This window comes from Naasia sp. SYSU D00057, assembly GCF_017916505.1.
Classification (GTDB): Bacteria; Actinomycetota; Actinomycetes; order Actinomycetales; family Microbacteriaceae; genus Naasia.
In genome coordinates, this window is record NZ_JAFMSZ010000003.1 from 309,542 (window position 1) to 329,994 (window position 20,453).

Here is a 20,453-nt window from a genome sequence, read left to right on the forward strand (position 1 = left end):
CCCGGGCCCGCGCGCATCACGAGGAGTTCCCCATGGAGAGAGTGCTCGGCGACCGCCGCGCCATCCTGCTGTTCATCGCCCCGGCGCTGCTGCTCTACACGGTCGTCATGCTCGTGCCGATCGTGTGGTCGACGAGCTACACCTTCCTCGACGGCAACCCGATCACCGGATTCGAGTGGGTCGGCCTCAACAACTACGCCACCGTCCTCGCCGATCCCGGCTTCTGGCAGGCGACCGGATTCAGCGTCCGCTACGCGATCATCGCGACCGTCCTGCAGGTGGCCGCGGGGCTCGGCCTCTCGCTGCTCTACGTCTTCGTGCTCAAGCGCTCGTCGGCACTCGTGCGCACGCTCGTGTTCTTCCCGATCGTGCTGCCGACGGCGGCGGTCGCCCAGCTGTTCGTCCAGCTCTTCGCGCTCGTGCCCCAGGAGGGCCCGGTGAACTCGCTCACGGCGGCCCTCGGCCTCGGGACCATGAACTGGCTCGGGCAGCCGGACATCGCCTTCATCGTCCTGATCATCATGGACGTCTGGCGGTCGATGGGCTTCTACGCCGTCCTCCTCTACGCGGGACTCGTCGCGATCCCGGACGACGTGCTTGAGGCGGCCCGGCTCGACGGCGCGCACCGCTGGAAGCTGGTGCGCTTCATCGTGCTGCCGTCGATCCTGCCGGTGCTGGTCTCCACCGTCATCTTCAGCATCAACGGGGCCATCAAGGTCTTCGACTCGGTCTTCGCGCTGACCGGCGGCGGACCCAACGGCGCCACCACGCCGCTGACGCTGCTGATGTTCCGCACCTCGTTCGCCTTCGGGCAGTACGGGGAGGGGAGCACGATCGCGATGACGCTCACCCTCCTCAGCCTCGTCGTGACGATCGCCATCTTCCGTGGGGCTCGAAAGGACATGACGGTATGACCGCGATGACAGCCGGCAGCGTTCCCGCGCGGCGCAGCGTCGCCGTCGCCCGGGTCACTGTGGGGCGGGTCCTCGGCATGCTCGGCATCGCTGTGCTGATCCTGGTCGAGGTGGTGCCGCTGGTCTGGCTCTTCCTGTCCTCGCTGAAAGCGCCCGCGGAGTTCAGTGGCAAGCCGATGTGGACTCTTCCCGACGGGATCCACTGGCAGAACTACGTGGATGCGTGGACGCGGGGCAACATGGCGACCTACATCGTCAACAGCGCCCTCGCCACGTTCCCCGCGATCGCCATCCTGCTGATCACCGGCCTGATGGCGGGCTTCGCCCTCGAGGTGCTCAAATGGCGCGGACGCGGGGGAGTGCTGCTGCTGTTCCTCGGCGGCCTCATGGTGCCGCTGCAGATGATCCTGCTGCCCCTGTTCGCCATGTACGTCGGTGCCGGACTGCTCAACAGCCCGCTCGCGCTCATCCTCACCTACGCCGCGACGGGCCTCCCGCTCACCGTGTTCATGATGGCCGGCTACTACCGATCGCTCCCGCGCGAGGTCATCGAGGCGGCCGTGATCGACGGCGCGAGCATCTACCGCGTGTTCTTCAGCATCTCCCTTCCGATGCTCCGCAACGCGATCATGACCATCGCGGTCGTGCAGTTCTTCTTCTTCTGGAACGACCTGCTGTTCGCGCTGACCTTCACGACGGACAACAGCTCACGCACCATCCAGGCCGGGCTGCTGAACTTCGTGAACACGTTCGGACAGACGGAGTGGGGTCCGACGTTCGCCTCCATCTGCATCTCGATCGTGCCGACGCTCGCCATCTACCTGCTGCTCAACCAGCGCGTCATGGGCGGCCTCACGGAGGGCGCCGTCAAGGGCTGACGCCGCCGCGGGTCGTGCGGATGGCTCACGACGGTCCACGGGGTTGCAGCTGTCCGCGGGATCCGCGGTTGCTCCGGTGCCCGCGGGCGACTTGAGTGTTGCCATGCAGACGACGCGGCTGGGCACGTCCGACCTCGAGGTGTCGCGCATCGCGCTCGGCACCATGACCTTCGGGTGGGAGGCGAGCAGGGAGGAGTCCTTCGCGATCCTCGACGCGTATGCCGAGGCGGGCGGCAACTTCGTCGACACCGCCGACGTCTACTCGGACGGCGCCAGCGAGGAGATCATCGGCGAGTGGCTCGCGGGCCGCTCGCGCGACGAGGTGATCCTCGCCACGAAGGGCCGGTTCCCGGTCGGCGGGAAGCCGGCGTCGCTGTCGAAGCGGTACCTCGACGGGGCGCTCGACGCGAGCCTCCGGCGCCTCGGCGTGGACCACGTCGACCTGTATCAGGCGCACGCCGCCGACGGGGAGCACCCGCTGTCGGAGTTCGCCGAGTTCCTCGAGGGGGCCCAGCGGTCAGGCAAGGTGCGGTACGGCGGCGTCTCCAACTTCACGGCCGCCGCGCTCGTCGAGCTGGACCAGGCGACGCGCGAGCTCGGCATCCCGCCGGTCGTCTCGCTGCAGCCGCAGTACAGCCTGATCGTGCGGGACATCGAGCTCGAGGTCCTGCCGACCGCCCGCCTGCTCGGCATGGGCTCTGTCGCGTGGGGGCCGCTCGCCGCCGGATGGCTGACGGGCAAGTACGCGCGGGACGTCGCGCCGCCGGAGGGCAGCCGCCTCGGCGACGATCCGGAGCGCGGGGCCGAGGCCTGGAGCAAGCGCGGCACCGACCGGACCTGGTCGATCCTCGAGGTGCTCCAGCACGCCGCGGCGGAGTCGGGGCAGTCGCAGGCCGTGGTCGCCCTGGCCTGGCTGCTCGATCGTCCGGGCCTGACGAGCGCGATCGTGGGCGCGCGCACGGTGGACCAGCTCGCGCAGACCGTTGGCGCGAGCGACGCCGAGGTGGCGCCCGAGCTTCTCGCCGCCCTGACCGCCGTGAGCGAGCCGGACCTCCCCTCCTACTACGCGATCATGCGGCAGGACCTGCAGCGGCACTGACCCGGCCGCATCCGCGCTGAACAGGACTTCCTGCCGTCAGCAGGACCAGAAGGCCCCGGATCTCCTGCTGACTGCAGGAAGTCCTGCCGAACGCGGGCGGGCGGTCAGTTCTGCGATCCGTTCCGCACGTCGGCGAGCGCCCGCTCCACGGCGTCGGCGACGTGCGTCGGCAGGTTGAAGAGGGATCGGCCGAGGGGCATGTGGCTCGCCCACTGGGTGTGCCGGCGATACTCGCGCGCCTGCTCCGGGTCCTCGTCCGCGATGGCGCCGACGATCGCCGAGTACGCCTCGCGGTCGTCGATGACGTGCTTCAGCGGGGTGTCGAGGGACACCTTCCGGGTCGGCTTCTCGGGCAGGGGCACCTCCGCGGTGAAGGTGTGCCGGCCGGAGCCGACCTCGCGCGCCTCGTCCACCCCCGGCAGGTGCACGGTGGCCGTGGTGTTCGGAGGAACGACGACGTCGAGCGTGAAGGTCGTCCCCTCCCGCCGCCACTCCACGCTCGCAAGGCCGTAGGGGGTCTCGTGCGACGTGCTCGCCCAGTCGATCTCGTCGAGCAGGACGGGCCGGACCTCGATCCGCTGATAGCCCGGCGCGGCAGGGGCCAGGCCGCCGACGGAGCGATGCAGCCAGTCCGCCACGGCGCCGAAGGCGTAGTGGTTGAACGACGTCATCTCACCCGGGTTGATGGAGCCGTCCTCGAGCATGCTGTCCCAGCGCTCCCAGATGGTCGTCGCACCCATCGTGACCGCGTACAGCCAGGACGGGTTCTCGGTCTGGGTGAGCAGCCGGCCGGCGACGTCTGCGTGGCCGGCGCCGACCAGGGCGTCCTGGATGAGCGGAGTGCCGACGAAGCCGGTGCTCATGTGGTAGCCCGCGGCCCGCACGAGGAACGCGAGCCGGTCGCCGATCGTGGTCCGCCGCTCCGCGTCGCGCACCAGGTCGAACTGCAGGGCGAGGGCGTACGCGGTCGGCGCATCGCTCACGATCCGGCCGGTGGGCGTGACGTACTCGCGCACCCACGCCTCCCGCACCCGCTCCGCGAGCTCGCCGTACCGCGCCGCATCCTCGGCACGGCCGAGACGCTCGGCAGCGAGGGCGACGAGGTGCGTCGACCAGTGGAGGTAGGCGCTCGCGACGATGTCGTCGTCGGTCTTCGCGTCGCCCGGGCGGGTGGGCGGGGCGTCCGGGTCGAGCCAGTCGCCGAACTGGAAGTGGCCCTCCCAGAGCATCCGCTCCCCGGCGAGGCGGAGCAGCGCGTCCGCCCAGGCACGCATGCTCTCGTACTGGTCCTCGAGCACGCGCACGTCGGCGAATCGGTCGGCGAGCACGGTCGGCACCACCGCGGCCGCGTCGCCCCAGGCGGCCGCAGCCGACGCGCGGGTCGGCAGCACGCTCGGGACGATGAACGGCACGACGCCGTCCTGCGCAGCCTGCTCGAGCGCGAGGTCCTCGAGCCACGACGACAGGAACGCGTCGCAGTCGAACAGGTAGCTGGCCGTGGGGGTGAAGACCTGGATGTCGCCCGTCCAGCCGAGCCGCTCGTCGCGCTGCGGGCAGTCGGTCGGCAGCGACAGGAAGTTGCCCTTCATGCCCCAGACCACGTTCTCGTGCAGCCGGTTGACGAGCGGATGCGAGCTGTCGAACCAGCCGGTGCGGCGCATGTCGCTGTGCAGCACGACCGCCGTCACGGCGGCGGGGTCGACCTCTCCGCCGGGCCAGCCGTCGATCTGCGCGTACCGGAAGCCGTGGAAGGTGAACTCGGGCTCCCAGACCTCCTCGCCACGGCCGCTCAGCGTGTAGGTGTCCGTTGCGGCGGCGCGGCGCAGCGGCCGGATGCCGAGCTCGCCGTGCTCGAGCACCTCCGCGTGCCGCAGGGTGAGCGTGGTGCCCGCGTCGCCGGTCACTCGGATCCGGAGCCGGCCGACGAGGTTCTGGCCGAAGTCGAGGATGGCCGCGCCCGAGGGGCTGCGCAGCACCTCCGCGACGGCGACCTCCTCAGTGCGGCGCACCGGCTCGGCCGCTCGCGGCGTGGGCACGACCTGGACGCCGTCGATGCGGACGGGCTTCCACTCCTCGGCGAAGCCGGGCTCCGCCCAGCCGTCCTTCTCGAGGCGGGCGTCGTACGACTCCCCCTGGTAGATGCTGCTCGCCGTGCGCGGGCCGTCGCCGGTCGCCGTCCACTCGCCGTCGGTGACGACCGTGTCGACGCTGCCGTCCTCGTACTCGAGCACGAGCTGCGCCGCCACGGAGGGGTGCTCGCCGTAGAAGCGGGCCACGTTGTCCCGGAAGCCGTACTCCTCGGCGTACCAGCCGCCGGCCAGCTCGGCGCCCACCGCGTTCACGCCCTCGCGGAGCAGCGCGGTCACGTCGGTGACGTCGTAGAGGAGCCGGAACTGGTAGCTCGTCCAGCCGGGACCGAGCTCTGCGTCGCCGACCTGCCGCCCGTTCAGCAGCAGCCGGTGCACACCCTGCGCCGTCGAGTAGGCGAACGCCCGGCGCAGTCCGCCGCGCACCTCGAACTCGCGGCGGAGCAGCGCGGGCTGCGCCGGCCGCTCGGGATCGGCGAGCCCGATGAAGCCGGCGGTCCACTCGCCCTCGGCGAGGTGGCCGGCCGTGATGGTCAGCGGCTCGCTCCACTCGGAGGTGACGCCGTCGCCGCCCGTGACGCGGACGCGCACGACCGCCTCCTCGCGCGGGGCGAGCGGGGCGAACGGCCACGCCACGAAGACGGACACATCCCCCTCGACCTCGGCGATCGCCCCGTCTCGCTCGATCTCGGCGGAGGCCTGGATCCAGCCGGGGACCTCCGTCTCGGAGATCCAGCTGAGGCGGGGGCTGGGAGTCGCGACCGGGGCGCCGTCGTTGCGGCGCTCGGCGCGGACGCGCTGCACGCGGACGCTGGGGACGTCGTTCATCGGCTGAGTGCCTCCTCGTCGGATGGGGTGCTGGGGGTCAGCGGATCGGCGACCGCCGGAGCCGTGACGGTGATGGTGTGCTCGCCGTGCCCGAGCTCGAGGCCGTCGAGCGCGGCGCCGTTCACCGTCACGGTGGACTCGGGCGTCGTCGGAAGGTCGAGCAGCGCCGTCGAGCCGACGGGGATGGTGAGGCGGGCCTCGAACCGGTCGCCGTCGAGCCGCCAGTCGATCGCCAGGCGCCCGAGTCGCGTCTCGATGCTCGCGCGCACGGAGTCGACCGCTGCGGAGGGACGCGGCGCGACGCGGACGACGCGGTAGCCGGGGTGCTCGGGCACCGGCGCGAGGCCGGCCACCACGCGGTAGACCCAGTCGATGACCGCTCCGTAGGCGTAGTGGTTGAAGGAGAGCATCTGCCCGCCCTCGTCCGTCGCCATGTCGCCGGGGTGGATGGAGCCGTCGGGACGCAGCGCGTCCCAGCGCTCCCAGATGGTCGTCGCGCCCATGTCGACCTGGTAGAGCCAGGAGGGCGCCTCGCGGCGCAGCAGCATCCGGTACGCCTCGTCCACGTGTCCCGTGTCGACGAGCGCGTCGAGCACGAGGGGGGTGCCGAGGAACCCGGTCGAGATGCGGCCGTCCTCGCTCCGCACGAGATCGGCGAGGGCGGCTCCGACGCGCTCGCGCTCGGCGTCGGGTGCGATGCGGAACTCGAGGGCGATGGCGCAGCCCGACTGGGTGGTGACCGCGTGCTCGCCCCACCGCTCCCAGGTCGCCGCGGCCACCTGGGAGGCGAGGCTGCCGTACCGCTCTGCGCGGTCCGGATCGCCGACGAGGCTCTCGGTGCGGGAGAGCAGTCGGGCGCTGTGCGCGTAGAAGGCGTTGGCCACGAAGTCGGAGGAGACCTTGGCCGCCCACGGCTCGTCGCCGGGCGCGTCCGGGTCGAGCCAGTCGCCGAACTGGAACACGGTCGGGAGGAGCCCGCCGTCGGTCGCGCGCGCCGTGAGGGAGTCGACCCAGCGGCGCATGCTGCCGAGCTGCCGCTCGAGGACCTCGGTGCTGCCGACCGTCAGGTAGGTCGCCCACGGGACCATGGTCGCGGCGTCGGCCCACCCCGCCTTGCCCATGATCGAGATGCCGCGGCCGTGGTCCTGGAAGTCGCCGTCGTGCACGATGTTCGGCACGACCGCGGCGACCGAGCCCGTCTCGTCCTGGTCGAGCTCGAGGTCGCGGAGCCAGGACATCCAGAACGCCTCGACGTCGAACAGCGTGTTCGCGGTGGGGGCGAAGGCCTGCGCGTCGCCGGTCCAGCCGAGCCGCTCGTCTCGCTGCGGACAGTCGGTGGGCACCGAGACGAAGTTGTCCCGCTGCGACCAGGCGACGTTCTCGTGCAGCCGGTTGAGCGCGGCGTGGGAGGACTCGAAGGAGCCGCGCGGCACGTCCGCACTGCTGATGGCCACCGCGGTGGCCGTGACGACGCGGGCGCCGGTGACGTCGGCGTAGCGGAAGCCGTGGAAGGTGAAGGGCGGCTCGAGGGTCGTCCGGCCGTCCTCGGCGAGGATGTAGACGTCACTGGCCCTGGCGCCCCGGAGCGATCGCGTGTGCAGCGTGCCGTCCGGCTCGAGCACCTCGGCGTGACGGACGGTGACCGTGTCGCCCGCGGTGCCCTCGACGACCAGGCGGACCCAGCCGGCGATGTTCTGGCCCGCGTCGAGCTGGACGCGGTCGTCGTGCTGCTCTTGCGACATCTCGAACTCGGCGACGGTGCGCACGCCCCCTGTGATGCGCGGCTCGAGGAGCCCGCGGTCGACCTCGATCTCGCGCACCGGCTGCCAGGAGCCGTCGTCGAAGTCGGCGGTGTCCCAGCCCGATTCGACGAGCCGGAGGTCGATGTCCGTGCCGTCGTAGATGCTCGACGCGGTGACGGGCCCGCCCGCCGTGCGCCAGTCCGGACCGGTCGTCACGCGCACTGTGGAGCCGTCGGCGAGCTCGACGTCGAGCTGGGCGATCAGCGCGAGGTCGTCGCCGTAGTGCCGGTCGCGGTCCATCCAGCCGAGCCGGCCGCGATACCAGCCGTCGCCGAGGGAGCCGCCGATCGCGTTCCGCCCCTCGCTGAGCAGGTCGGTGACGTCCCAGGTGGCCACGACGATGCGGCCCTGGTACGCGGTCCAGCCCGGGCTCAGGTGCTCGTCGCTCACCTTGGCCCCGTTGAGCCGCAGCTCGGACACGCCCAGCGAGGTCGCCCGCAGCCGGGCGCGAACGGGCGCGGCTGGCAGGTCGAAGGTCGTCCGCAGCAGAGGCGAGCGCCCCGCGAGGGGGGATTCGCCGCCGATCGCGGCGGCAGTGAAGTCCTCGGGGGCGAGGGCGGCCTCGACCTCCAGCACCGGCCCCCACTCCGTCCAGCCGTTCGCGGTCGCGATCCGGACGGCGTAGCGGCGCACCTCCCCGCTGCCGAGGGCTCCGCCGGGGGCGGGCACTCCGATCGCGTCCGAGCCCGCGATGGGGTCGGTCCCGCCGTCCTCCTCGCCGCTCCAGCGCACCTGGAAGCCGAGCTGGCGGGCCGCGGGATCGTCGCTGCGGGCCTGCCAGGAGAGCCTCAGCCCGCCGCCCGGAACGCCGAGCAGCCCGTCCGGGTACTGGCTCCGCAGAGCCGTGATGCTGGTGGTGGAGTCGATCGAGTCGAGGGGAGGGAGGGTGTCGGACACCGGTGTCCTTTCGTAGCGCCGTCGCTGCGGGTCAGAGTAGCTGGAACGATTCAAAGAGCAAAAGCGGGGAAGTGACCGGCGGGTCCTGGCGGCAGGTCACCCCGCCGCTGCAGCCGCGGGACTCCCGGCGGTCACGGACTCGGCCGGTGCCCGCGTCGACCGCCTCGGTACGAGCGTGGGCGCGAAGACCTCGTGCACCGGCTCGGTCCGCCCGGCGATCCGGTCGAGCAGCAGCCGCACGGCGCGCTCGCCCATCTCTTCGCCCGACTGGTCGACGGTAGTGAGCGAGATGCCGGGCTGCGCGGCGATCCGGATGTCGTCGTAGCCGGCGACGGACACGTCGAGGCCCGCCTCGTCGACGGCGCGCAGAGCGCCGATGGCGAGCTCGTCGTGCGCGGCGAAGATCGCGGTCGGGGTCGGCTCGCTGCGCAGCAGCTCCGCCGCCGCGGCCTCGGCGGCCTCCTCGCCCTCCCCGGTGCGCACCACCCGAACCTGGTTCTCGTGCCCGGCGGCGCGCATCCGCTCGAGGTACACCGCGAGGCGGATGGAGTGCGGCGTGCCCGAGCTCGGGACGGTGACGTCCTCGCTGCGCGTGAGGTGGGCGATGCGCCGGTGGCCGAGCCCGAGCAGGTGGTCGAGCACGAGCCGCGCGCCGGCGGCGTCGTCGCCGACCACGGTGTCGTAGCCCGTGGAGCGGTCGTGGCGGCCGAGCATCACGAGCGGCGTGCGCTCGGCGAGCCGTTCCAGCCATTCGGGGGAGACGAGCGGGGAGATCGCGACGATGCCGTCGACCTGCCGGTCGGCGAGGGCCTCGATGGCGCGGTAACCCTCCTGGGAGCCGCCCTCGGCCGGCGCGATGATCAGCTGGTAGGGCGTCCCCACGAGCGCGCGCGTCGCTCCGCCGAGCAGCCGGGTGAAGAAGTGGTTGCCGAAGTCGGGGATCTCGATGCCGAGCGTGAAGCTCGACCCGCGCATGGCGCGGGCGGCGACGCGGGGCCGATAGTGCAGGTGCTCGATGGCGGCGTCCACCCGCTCCTTCATCGCGGGGCTCACGCCGTAGGCGTTGCGCAGCACCTTGGACACCGCGGCGCGCGAGACGCCGGCGGTGCGCGCGACGTCCTCGATGGTGGGGTGCCGCTTCTGCTCCTGCACGCCGCCTCCGTCCCGCTGCTCGGACTCACATCTTCGCCGAAGAGACGCCCCAGGGGGCGTCGGCGATCCCCGCATGCCCCAACCCGGGGGCGCCCCCGTGCGCAACATCGCCGGAAATCTCCTGGTCAGGAGTAGATCGCTCTACACGTTACTGGATCGTTAGGCGGGAACCGTTTGACACGGCCCTAGCCTGACCGTACGTTGACTCGGAATTGAACCGATTCATCGGCTCAAGAGAGCACCAACAGCGAAGTTGTCTTTACATGGAGGTAAAGGATGTTCTCCCGGCAATCACGGCGCACTCTGCTCGCGTTCAGCGCGAGCGGGATCGCGCTCACCCTCACTCTCGCGGGCTGCAGCGGCGGCGGAGGCGGAGGCGGTGCCAACGCTGACGGCTCCGTCACCCTCTCCTACCTGGTCGACAACCAGGAGGCCACGGTCGCCACGGCCGAGGCGCTCGCCGACGCGTTCATGGCGCAGAACGAGAACATCAAGGTCGAGGTCGAGACGCGTCCGCAGGGCGCCGAGGGCGACAACCTGATCAAGACCCGCCTGTCGACCGGGGAGATGAGCGACGTCTTCGCCTACAACTCCGGCTCCCTCTTCCAGGCCCTCGCCCCCGACAACACCCTCGTCAACCTCGACGACCAGGAGTGGGTGGGCAAGCTCGACGAGAACTTCGTCAACACCGTCTCCACCGACAACGGCGTCTACGGCGTCCCGATGGGACAGGCCATGGCGGGCGCCGTCATCTACAACAAGGACATCTACGCCGAGCTCGGCCTCACCGTCCCCACGACGTGGGACGAGTTCATCGCGAACAGCCAGGCCATCAAGGACGCCGGCGCTGCGGCGCCGATCGTGCAGACCTACGGCGACACGTGGACGTCGCAGCTGTTCGTGCTCGGCGACTTCAACAACGTCCTCGCCGAGGACCCCGACTGGGCCGAGAAGTACACGAACAACGAGGCGAAGTACTCCGACGAGCCCGCGATCCGGGGCTTCGAGCACCTGGAGGAGACCTTCAAGGCCGGCCTGTTCAACGAGGACTTCGCGTCGGCCACCTACGCCGACGGCGTCCGCATGGTCGCCACCGGCGAGGGTGCCCAGTACCCGATCCTGACCTTCGCGGCGTCGCAGCTGATGACCTCGAACCCGGAGGCGGCCGATACCGTCGGCGTGTTCCCGCTGCCGGGCGACGACGCGGCGACCAACGGGCTCACGGTGTGGATGCCGGGCGGCGTGTACATCCCGAAGTCCACCGAGGGCGACAAGCTGGAGGCGGCGAAGACCTTCCTCGAGTTCCTCGCCACCCCGGAGAGCTGCGACATCCAGGCCGAGACGAGCGCGCCGCAGGGCCCGTTCGTGATCGAGGGCTGCGACCTGCCCGAGGACGTGCCGGCCATCGTGTCCGACCAGCAGAAGTGGTTCGACGAGGAGAAGACGAACCTCGCGCTCGAGTTCCTCTCCCCGATCAAGGGACCGGCCCTCGAGCAGATCACGGTCGCGGTCGGCTCGGGCATCACCTCCGCCGCGGACGGTGCCGCCCAGTACGACGAGGACGTGAAGAAGCAGGCCCAGCAGCTCGGACTCGAGGGCTGGTAGGAGGCGCAGCCTCCTCGCACGAAATCCATGGGGCCGGTCGGACTCCGGCCGGCCCCATCCCCGTGAATCGATCGACGGAGATCCGATGACCACACTGACGGCGCGCCCCGGCGCGGACACCGCCGGTCCCGACCAGGGGCGGGACGCGGCGGGGAAGAAGCGGAAGGGCATCAAGAGCCCGTACCCCCTGTGGTTCTACATGCCGGCCGGGGTCTTCTACGTGATCCTGTTCCTGGTGCCGACCGGCGCCTCCCTCTACTTCTCGCTCACCCGCTGGACCCTGTTCGAGCAGGAGTTCATCGGACTCGACAACTTCGTCCAGTTCTTCCGCGAGCAGGCGCTCGTGCAGGGCTTCATCAACACCTTCATCTACGCCTTCCTCACCTCGGGACTGAAGGTCGTCCTGGGGATGCTGCTCGGCGTCTTCCTCACCTCGCAGATCATCGCCCGGGGGTTCCTCCGCAGCGTCGTCTTCTTCCCGGTGCTCGTCAGCACGATCGGCGTCGGCATCACCTTCGAGGTGTTGATGAATCCGTTCGACGGACTCATCAACCAGACCCTCGCCGCGATCGGCATCCAGGGGCCCGGCTGGCTCACCGACCCCCAGTGGGCGCTGCTCTCCGTCGCGCTCGTCGACGTGTGGAAGGGCGTCGGCCTCGCGACGCTGATCTTCATCGCCGGCATCGTCGCCATCCCGCAGGAGTACTTCGAGGCGGCGAGGGTGGACGGCGCGAGCTCCTGGAAGAACTTCTGGCACATCACGCTGCCGCTCGCTCGTCCCGCGACGGCGACGGTGGTCACCCTGTCGCTCATCGGCGGACTGCGGTCCTTCGACCTCATCTGGGCGATGACGGGTGGCGGCCCCGGCTTCACGAGCGACGTCATCGCGTCGGTCATCTACAAGCAGTACCAGGCCGGCTTCTACGGCCTCTCGACTGCCGGCAACGTCGTGCTGTTCGTCGTCGTGGCCGCGCTCATCGTCCCGCTGCAGGCGTGGCTCAACCGGGGGGAGAAGGACGCATGAGGAACACGCTCTGGCGCTGGGGAGGAGGCACCGTCGCGATCGTGCTCTCGATCGTGGTGTTCATCGTCCCGTTCGTCTTCATCTTCCTCACGGCGTCGAAGACGCAGCAGGAGGCGTCGCTGCTCGAGTTCACGCTGCCGACGCAGTGGGCGTTCTTCGAGAACCTCGTCGCGGTCGTTCAGACTCGGGACTACGTGCTGCTGCGCGCGTTCGTCAACAGCACGATCCTCACGGTCGCGGCGGTGGCGATCATGGTCGTCCTCAGCGCCATGGTCGGCTACGTCCTCCAGCGCCGGCGGTCCCGCTGGAACCCGCTCGTGAACGGTCTGGTGCTCGCGGGACTCATCATCCCGCCCGCGGTGGTGCCGACGATCTGGGTGCTGCAGGGGCTCGAGCTGTTCAAGACGCTGCCGGGGCTCATCGCGGTGCACGTCGCGTTCGGAGTGCCGTTCTGCGTCCTGCTCTTCCGGGCGTTCGTCTCCACGATCCCGAAGGAGCTCGACGAGGCGGCGATCATCGACGGGGCCGGCTCGGTGCGCCTGTTCTTCCGTGTCGTGTTCCCACTGCTCAAGTCGGTGATCGTCACGGTGATCGTCGTCCAGGCGGTGTTCGTCTTCAACGACTTCACCTATGCGCTCTACTTCCTGCCGGGGGACGAGAACGCGACGGTGCAGTTGACGACGTACAACTTCCAGGCCCAGTCGGTGAGCTCGCTCAACCTCCTGTTCATGGACATCCTGCTGATCACGGTGCCGCCGCTGATCATGTACATCTTCTTCAACCGGCAGATCGTCGCCGGCATGACGGCCGGCTCCGTCAAGGGCTGAACGACCGGAAGGGGGCCCGCGGAGAACCGCGGGCCCCCTTCGCCGTTCCCGGGCGGCTCAGGCGGGAGCCAGGGTGACCCGCGCCGGGCCCGCGTGCCGCCGCTCCCCGTCGACGAGCGTGGTGCCCGCCGGGATCTCGACGGTCGTGCCGGAGGCGTCCGCCGTGACCACGATGTCGCCCGCCGGCGCGGGCACGATCGCGTCGGCCCAGGCGAGGGCCCCGAGGTGCGGCCGCACCTCGAACTCGGCCCAGCCGTCCGCGAGGGGCCGGATGCCGAGCACGAGCTCGGGGAGCAGCGCGGCGGGTCCTGAGCTCCACGCATGGCAGAGGCTCTTGCCGTAGGGGCGGCCGTACATCGCGTAGCGGCCGTCTCCCGGCTCGTCGAACTCCTCCCAGAACGTCGTGGCGCCCGCGTCGAGCATCGCGCCCCACAGGTCGCGGATGCGGTCGAGGGCCGTCCCGTGCTCGCCCGTCTGCGCGAGCGCGCGGAGGGTGAACGAGGTCATGAAGGGCGTGCCGGCCCGTTCCGCGGCGAGCAGGGAGCGGCGGACACCGGGAGCGTCGGGCGGCGTGAGGCCGCTGAGGACGGCGAGCATGTTCGCGTGCGGCGACGCCGTTCCGCCCCCCTCCAGGTACTCGCGCCAGGCGCCGGCCGCCGGGTCCCATGCCTCCTCGAGGAGGGTCTGCCGCACCCGGTCCGCCAGCGCCGCCCACCGGGCAGCATCGGCCGATCCGGTCTCGGCGAGGAGCTCGGCCGCGCTGCGGAGCGCCCAGTGCCACAGCACCTGCAGGGCAGTCGACGTGCGGGAGGGGTCGATCGTCACCCCCCAGTCGAGGAACACCGAGCCGGCCGACGCGTCGCCGAACCCGTCCGGCTCCTCGCGCGGTCGGAACAGGCCACGCTCGTCGGCGTAGCCGGCCAGGTGCCGCAGGAACCCGGCGAGGACGCCCGCCTCGCGGACGAGATGGTCGCGATCGCCGAAGCAGCGCCGATAGGAGGCGCTGTTGACGACCCACCAGAGCGAGTAGTCCGAGATCCCGTTGACGTAGCCGTGCCGCGGACGGCCCAGGGCGGTGAGTCCGTCGCGCACGATCGCGCCGTCGCCGAGAGCGTATGCGTTGGCGAGCGTGTTGAGGGCCTGGTCACCGGCCCAGGGCATCCGGTCGCGCTTGATGCCGTCGAGCACGAGCTCCTGCAGGCAGAGCCGGAGCGTGTACGCGCTCGTTCCCCAGATGCGGTTCAGCAGGTCGTCGGAGCAGACGAAGGCGCCGCGCCGGGGGGCCGGCCGCACGGAGGCCTCCACCGTGACGTCCGCAACCTCGGCGTCGAGGACCACGAGGTGACGGAAGGCGAGCCGGTGCACCGAGGTCCAGCGGCCGTCCGGCAGGCGCCGCAGCTCGTGCCGCGACTCGGCGTCCGGCGACGCGGCCAGGGCCTCGTCGCGGGACTCGCCGGTCGAGATGCGCGGACTCCCGGCGCAGGAGATCACCGGTCGGCCCAGCACGGGGGCCTCGAGGGAGAAGATCCCGTCAGCGTCGCGAGGGACCGGGAGCACGACGGTGGGCTCCCGGTCTTGGTGCGGTGCCCGACCGGCCGCGCCGATGCGCTCGAGGGCCGGACGCCAGACGCCGCTTACGTCAAGCGCCTCCCAGGGCGCCCCGGGCAGCAGCGCGCCGTCGTCGGCGACCGCGACGGCGGCCGGCTCGCCTTCGGGCGCCCGGATGCCGAGGACGAGCATCCGGGCGCCGTCGGGCACGTCGAGGCGGCGGGCGCCGTCGTGGGACGGCGGCAGCGGGGCGGGATCCGCGTCGTCGAATGCCGCCGCGATCGATCCGTCACCCGTCAGGAGGACCTGGCCGGGCCGGCCGGTGAGGCGCCGGCGGAGGGTCGTCCGTCCCTGCACGGACCCGTAGTTGGCGGCGTAGTGCACGAAGCGGTTGGCCGCGAAGCCCTCGCGGACGAGGCGCTCCAGCTTGGCGAGCTCGAACTCACCCGGCGCGTAGAGCCAGGACACACCGTCGCCTGGAGGGAGGGCGGGGGAGTCGGGGAGCAGGTCGGGTGAGAACTCGCGCGCGTGCTCCCGGATCTCGGCGGCACTCCGCCCGTTCGTGTACCGCTCCGTCACTCCGCCAGTGTAGATCGGTATACGCGCTGGACGGCGGTACGGAGGCGAGCGTGCCTGCGGCCCGTCACGGCTCCGCGGCGGGAGCCGGCGGGCGACAGCGGATCGCGGTGACGGCCCCGCGGAGCGTCAGCGGGCCGGCGCCGTGTGGAACCACGAGCGTGTCGCCGCGCTCGATGCTCATCCGGTCCCCGTTCCAGCCGAGCGCTCCCGTCCCGTCGAGAACCACCAGGATCGAGAAGCCGGCGTCGAGGTGCACCTCCGCCTCGCCGGCCCGGATGCGCTCGGCGCGGAAGAAGGGGTCGGCCTCCTCCGGGAACAGGCGCTCGACGTCCTCCGCGCCGGTCCCGCGACCGCCCGTCAGCTCGGCCAGTCGGCCCACGGGAGTCGCGGACCGGTCGACCGCGCGAAGCGCCACGTTCCGGTCGAGGCCGAGGAACGCGTCACGCTCGCCCAGACCGCGATAGCCCTGCCACTCGAGGAGGACGGACAGGTCGGTCGGCTCCTGCAGCTCGACGAGCGTGATGCCGGGGCCGATCGCGTGCGCCATGCCCGCCGGCACTAGCAGCGTGGAGCCCGGGCGAAGCGGCACGCGGTGCATGGCGGCGAGCATCGCCTCGGCACGCTGCCCGCTGACCCACGCGGCGACCTCGTCCGCGCCGACATCGCGCGTGAAGCCGAGGCAGGCGTAGCCCTCGCCCTCCGGCCGGACCGCCACGACGATCCACGCCTCGGTCTTCCCGTGGCCTAGCGAGAGGTGCTCGCGCGCGAACCCGACGTCGGGGTGCACGTGCACGAACAGCCGCTCGGCGGTGTCGAGCAGCTTGACGAGCAGCTCGGTGCTGGTGCCGAAGCGGGCGACGTGCTCGTCGCCCAGCCAGGTAGCCGGGTCCTCCTCGATGGCCGTGCGGAGCAGCTCGCCCGAGGGGAGCGCGGAGAGGCCGATGCCGCCGCCCGCGAAGATCTCGGTCGCCGACCCGACGAAGTCCTCCGGCGAGAACTCGCTCGGCTGCGGCGAACCGCGGAAGGCGGCGATGCCCGCGCCGCCGCGGTACGGACGGTCGGGCTGGTTCGGGGCCAGGCGGAGGGGAGAGGGGGCAGTCGTCATCGTCGTCGTCCTCGGGGTCTGGTGCGGCCATCCGCAACGCTAGCGGCGATGCGAGAGGATACGGACGTGGACGCCGGTCTCCAGGAGCTCGCCGACGAGCTGTACGGGCTCACGCCGTCCGACTTCACCGCGCAGCGGAACGCCCGCGCCAAGGAGGTCCGCGCTGCCGGGGACCGCGACCTGGCCGCACTCGTCGCCAAGCTGCCCAAGCCGTCCGTCGCCGCGTGGGGAGCCAACCTGCTCGTCCGGGAGCGCGCCGACCAGATCGGCGACGTCCTCTCGCTCGGCGCTCTGCTGCGGGAGGCCCAGGAGGACCTCGACCCTGAGGCGCTGCGCACGCTCACGCGGCAGCGTCGCCAGCTCGTGGCCGCCCTCGGTCGGGAGGCCGCACGCCTCGCATCCGGGCGCGGGCAGCAGCTGAGCAGCGCGGCGGTCGAGGAGCTCGAGCAGACCCTGCAAGCCGCGATGACCGACCCTGCGGCGGCGGACGCGCTGCGCACGGGCCGGCTCGTCCGCTCGCTCACCGGCACCGGCGTCGAGGCGGTCGACCTCACCGACGCGGTCGCCGCCCCCGACGGCGGCCCGGCCCCGACGCGGAAGGCCGAGCCTGCACCGGAGCCCGCGCCCGCGCCACGCGGAGCGGCCCGCGGCAAGCTGCGGGCGGTTCCGCGGCCCGAGGAGGACGAGGAGCGCGCCGAGCGCGAGCGCGAGCGGCAGCGGAAGGAGCAGGAGCGAGCCGAGCGGGAGCGTGCGGAGCAGGCGCTCGCGGAAGCCCGGCGGAGCGCGGAGGAGGCCGACCGGGAGGCCGGGAGGGCGGACCGGCGGCTCCGCGACGTGGAGCGGCGCCGCGAGGAGGCGCGCGACGAGCGTGAGCGAGTGCGTGCGGAGGTGCGGCGGCTGAAGGCGGAGCTGGCCGAGCTCGAGGGGCGGCTCGGCGGAGTCGAGGACGAGCTGGAGTCGCTCGAGACGGACCGGGACGAGGCGGCTCGCGCGGCGGATCGGGCGCGGCTCAGCGCCGACCGGGCGCAGGAGGCCGTGGCTCGCGCGGAGGAGCGGCTCCGCTAGGACGGGCCGGAGCGCGGGGTGCCGCGCTAGCGGCAGGACACGTTGTAGTCGAGGCCCTTGGCGATGAACTGCACCATGGCGACCGTGCCGTCCGCGGTGAGGGGTGCGGCGGTGGTGCACATCTTCCGAGCATCCGCGGCGCTGTCCGCGCCGGCGAGCCAGCTCGGCAGGCCGTTGAGGTTGCTGTCCTCGTCGGGGCGGCCGGCGATCCACATCCACTGCAGGGCGGTCGAGTAGAGGCCCACCTCGGCTCCGATGCCGTGGAAGTGGTCGACCATCCCCTCGAGCACCGCGCGGTTGGCGCCGCGGTCCCACTGCCAGGTGTTCATCGTCTCGACGTCGAGCCACCACAGGTAGGAGGACGGGTCCTCGACGCCGCGGATGGTGGTGTCGTCGAGCGCGACGGACTGGCCGTACACATAGGCGCAGGCGGCGCCCTCGCCGCCGTCGCAGGTGCCGTAGGGATTCGCCACGGCGGTGCCCTGGCGGGTGCGGTCACTGTCGGGCCACCAGACCGCCGAGCGGCCGGGGTTCGCGGTGTTGACGTAGAGCGCGACCGACGGCTGCGCAGTGGCTCCGGTGGTGGCCTGCTCCGCCCAGTCGAGCTGGTCGGCGAAGCACGGGTTCGAGTCGACCGCGAGCCCCCCGGTGACGCCGATCACGGCGAACGCCGCGTTCTTCGGCAGCGGGGAGTCGCACTGGGGCCACGACACGTCGTTGCCGAGCGAGGTCGTCACCGGCTTCGGCTGCTCCGGCGCGGCGAGAGCGGGCGCGGCGCCGGCGAGGACCAGCGCCCCGGCGGTCACCGCTGCTGACAGTGCCTTCAGCAAGGGGTACCGCATCCGGCAAGTATGCGTTAGGCATCCGGTACGCGGCAATAAGGAGACGCGGCGGTGCAGAATTCCAGACCCGTGCCGGGAGAGGAAGAGCCTGGTTCTATTCCCGCCGGGCTATCCCTTCTGTCGGGCGTATGCGCCTTATCGTCACCCTTGCGGGGGACAATTACCCGCGACGTGTCCACCAGTCGGGGGACATTCTCGTCCAGACATGCATTCGGGCGTTATTTTCTGTGCCAACGAGGTGCGGAGCGCGAAGCGAAGAGACCTCGACACAGCCGACACGAAAGCTACCCGATGTCCCGCAAGGGGCAGGCAGTCGAGTCGACCTCGTGGCAGGAACGCCGTTGCCGAACACCCATCGGCACCCGAGCGGGAGGCGTTCGCTGACTGGATGCCGGTGGCGGGCGACCGCCACCGGCAGAGTCAGTCCTCCCGCTGCCCTGTCGGTTCGCTGCCGAGACCAGCGCGCAGCGCGTCCGTCAGCCGGCGGAGCTCGGCGAGCTCCTCCTCCGGCAGCGCGGCGCCGACCGTGCGCTCGATGGAGCGGGAGTGCTCCCCGGCGATGCGGCGGAAGGTGCGGAAGCCCTCGTCCGTCACGTGCACGACGGTGCCGCGCCGGTCCGTGGGATCCGGAAGGCGCTCGAGGAGCCCGCGGGCGACCAGTCGATCGACCAGCCGGCTGATGCTCGGCTGGCTGAGCAGCACGACGCCGTTGAGGTCGCGCATCCGCGCCTGCCTGCCGGGAAGACGCGTGAGGTTGAAGAGCACGTCGTACTCGTTGAACGACATGCCGCGCGGGAAGTCGGCCACGAGCCGGCGCATGACAGCGACCTGGGCTCGGAACAGCGATTCCCAGGTGTCGACGGCAGTGCCCACGATTCCTCCGCCGCCAGCCTAGACGGCGGGAAATCAGGAGAAGGAATCCGAGCCCGAACGTGCGCCGGACAGGATTGAGGGCCGGTCGCAGAGGCTAGCGACCGGCCCTCTCCCTTGCACCAAGAGTGTCCTGCAATCACATTCCGCGGTAGCTGCCACAGCAAACAACTAACGCTCTAGAAATATATAACGGTTGGGTAACGGCCCGCCAGTGGGAGAGCGACCGATTTTTCTGAGAGTTTCCCCGGGCCGAGCCTCGCGGGGTCGGCCGACTACAGGCCGTGCCGGATTCTCTCGCGCCTGCGGCTCGACACGCCAGCAGGAGAGAAGTGGCGGGCGGCGCGGCGAGCGGATGGGCCCCGCCGGCGCTCGCGCGTGGAGGGGCCCGTCAGCCGATCACAGGTCGGGGCTGGGGCCGCGAAGGTCGTGGCGCACGACGACGTCCGCGTGCCGGTCGAAGCGGTATCCGGTGCCGCGAACAGTGCGCACGATGTCCTGGTAGTCGCCGAGCTTCGACCGGAGGCGGCGCACGTGCACGTCGATGGTGCGCTCGTTCGGCGCATCGGCGTCCTGGTCGGGCCACAGGGCCGCGATGATCTCGGCCCTCGCCACGGTACGGCCCTCGCGGAGCACGAGGTACTGCAGCAGCTCGAACTCCTTGTAGGTGAGGGGCGCGGTCTCCTCGTCGAGCAGGACGCGCTTCCGGGAGAGGTCGATCACAACACCCTGCACGACGTCGGGGGACGGGGCGTCCGCCGTGCGGCTCGCGAGCGCCGACGGGTCCTGGAGGGCGAGGCGGACGACGTCGACGTCGCGTCCGCCGGCGCCGCGCGGGGCGAGGGCGACGGCGGCGTGGGTCTGGGCGCCGGGGACGAGCTCGGTGGTGAGGCTGCGGAGGGCCTCGACGAGAGCGGCGAGATCGGTGCCGGCCGCGGCGGTCTTCGCCTCGTCGACACCGACGTAGAGGACGAAGCCGCGGACCTCGGTGCCCTCGGGCACCGCGCGGAGGCGGGGGGCGGGAGCCTCGGCGCGAGGAGCGGCGGTGCGGGGAGCGGTCGGGCGGGAAGCGGTGGGGAGAGTGGCGAGAGACATGGACGGGAAACCTTCGATGATGACCGGTCGCCGTGACCGGGAGCTGTGCTGCGGCGAGGACTCAGGAGAGTCCGGAGGATTCGCCTCGTCGTCCTGCACGGGGGAACGGCAGGGGGCTGAGGCGTGCGAACGGGCTGAGGGGGAGGAGCGTCAGCGGCACATTCGACAGCACATCGCGCGGCCGGCCATCATCATGCCGGCGTTCCCCAGGGCCTCGAAGGAGGTCGGGATGCGCG

Annotated in this window: 15 protein-coding genes; 7 read left to right on the forward strand and 8 right to left on the reverse strand. The window is 71.5% G+C overall.

Annotation, left to right across the window (positions count from 1 at the left end):
• Positions 1-32 precede the first annotated feature (32 nt).
• The 3 genes from J3P36_RS11960 (at position 33) to J3P36_RS11970 (ending at position 2,891) form a co-directional block, all read left to right on the forward strand.
• The gene (locus J3P36_RS11960; RefSeq protein WP_210508391.1) at positions 33-914 is read left to right on the forward strand and encodes a carbohydrate ABC transporter permease; all 882 of its coding nucleotides are present in this window, start codon (positions 33-35) and stop codon (positions 912-914) included.
• On the forward strand, positions 911-1,792 hold the full coding sequence (locus J3P36_RS11965; RefSeq protein ID WP_246854636.1) for a carbohydrate ABC transporter permease: 882 nt from the start codon (positions 911-913) through the stop codon (positions 1,790-1,792). The genes J3P36_RS11960 and J3P36_RS11965 overlap by 4 nt, the downstream gene beginning before the upstream one ends.
• 103 nt (positions 1,793-1,895) lie before the next feature.
• Entirely contained in the window at positions 1,896-2,891 is a 996-nt protein-coding gene (locus J3P36_RS11970) for an aldo/keto reductase (protein ID WP_210508393.1), read from the forward strand.
• 104 nt (positions 2,892-2,995) lie between these two features.
• Here the strand turns inward: J3P36_RS11970 and J3P36_RS11975 are convergent, their stop codons facing one another.
• The 3 genes from J3P36_RS11975 to J3P36_RS11985 all read right to left on the reverse strand — a co-directional run bounded on the left by J3P36_RS11975 (position 2,996) and on the right by J3P36_RS11985 (position 9,657).
• Positions 2,996-5,806, reverse strand: coding sequence for a family 78 glycoside hydrolase catalytic domain (locus J3P36_RS11975; protein ID WP_210508395.1), 2,811 nt, complete (start codon positions 5,804-5,806; stop codon positions 2,996-2,998).
• Positions 5,803-8,505: an alpha-L-rhamnosidase gene (locus J3P36_RS11980; protein ID WP_210508397.1), complete on the reverse strand. Its 2,703-nt coding sequence runs from the start codon at positions 8,503-8,505 to the stop codon at positions 5,803-5,805. Before J3P36_RS11980 ends, J3P36_RS11975 begins: the two co-directional genes overlap by 4 nt.
• A gap of 96 nt (positions 8,506-8,601) precedes the next feature.
• A complete protein-coding gene (locus tag J3P36_RS11985) occupies positions 8,602-9,657 on the reverse strand; it encodes a LacI family DNA-binding transcriptional regulator (RefSeq protein WP_307807073.1) in 1,056 nt (351 codons plus the stop codon).
• A 276-nt stretch (positions 9,658-9,933) separates the two neighbouring features.
• Between J3P36_RS11985 and J3P36_RS11990 the strand changes: the two genes are divergently transcribed.
• The 3 genes from J3P36_RS11990 to J3P36_RS12000 all read left to right on the forward strand — a co-directional run bounded on the left by J3P36_RS11990 (position 9,934) and on the right by J3P36_RS12000 (position 13,113).
• Entirely contained in the window at positions 9,934-11,262 is a 1,329-nt protein-coding gene (locus J3P36_RS11990) for an ABC transporter substrate-binding protein (protein ID WP_210508401.1), read from the forward strand.
• 85 nt (positions 11,263-11,347) lie between these two features.
• Positions 11,348-12,286: a carbohydrate ABC transporter permease gene (locus J3P36_RS11995; RefSeq protein WP_210508403.1), complete on the forward strand. Its 939-nt coding sequence runs from the start codon at positions 11,348-11,350 to the stop codon at positions 12,284-12,286.
• The gene (locus J3P36_RS12000; RefSeq protein ID WP_210508405.1) at positions 12,283-13,113 is read left to right on the forward strand and encodes a carbohydrate ABC transporter permease; all 831 of its coding nucleotides are present in this window, start codon (positions 12,283-12,285) and stop codon (positions 13,111-13,113) included. Before J3P36_RS11995 ends, J3P36_RS12000 begins: the two co-directional genes overlap by 4 nt.
• 57 nt (positions 13,114-13,170) lie before the next feature.
• Here the strand turns inward: J3P36_RS12000 and J3P36_RS12005 are convergent, their stop codons facing one another.
• Entirely contained in the window at positions 13,171-15,240 is a 2,070-nt protein-coding gene (locus tag J3P36_RS12005; RefSeq protein WP_210508407.1) for a hypothetical protein, read from the reverse strand.
• Positions 15,241-15,304: 64 nt separating this feature from the next.
• Positions 15,305-16,345 carry a class I mannose-6-phosphate isomerase gene (locus J3P36_RS12010; protein WP_210508409.1) on the reverse strand — a complete coding sequence of 347 codons (1,041 nt, stop codon included), beginning with the start codon at positions 16,343-16,345 and terminating at the stop codon, positions 15,305-15,307.
• Between the two features lie 66 nt (positions 16,346-16,411).
• Between J3P36_RS12010 and J3P36_RS12015 the strand changes: the two genes are divergently transcribed.
• Positions 16,412-17,410 (forward strand): hypothetical protein, encoded by a 999-nt coding sequence (locus tag J3P36_RS12015; protein ID WP_210508411.1) that lies wholly within the window; start codon positions 16,412-16,414, stop codon positions 17,408-17,410.
• Between the two features lie 26 nt (positions 17,411-17,436).
• Here J3P36_RS12015 and J3P36_RS12020 read toward each other — a convergent pair whose 3' ends face one another.
• The 3 genes from J3P36_RS12020 to J3P36_RS12030 all read right to left on the reverse strand — a co-directional run bounded on the left by J3P36_RS12020 (position 17,437) and on the right by J3P36_RS12030 (position 20,217).
• Positions 17,437-18,252 carry a hypothetical protein gene (locus tag J3P36_RS12020; RefSeq protein WP_210508413.1) on the reverse strand — a complete coding sequence of 272 codons (816 nt, stop codon included), beginning with the start codon at positions 18,250-18,252 and terminating at the stop codon, positions 17,437-17,439.
• Between the two features lie 420 nt (positions 18,253-18,672).
• A complete protein-coding gene (locus J3P36_RS12025) occupies positions 18,673-19,125 on the reverse strand; it encodes a MarR family winged helix-turn-helix transcriptional regulator (protein WP_307807074.1) in 453 nt (150 codons plus the stop codon).
• A gap of 396 nt (positions 19,126-19,521) precedes the next feature.
• A complete protein-coding gene (locus J3P36_RS12030; RefSeq protein WP_210508415.1) occupies positions 19,522-20,217 on the reverse strand; it encodes a winged helix-turn-helix domain-containing protein in 696 nt (231 codons plus the stop codon).
• Positions 20,218-20,453: the final 236 nt, after the last annotated feature.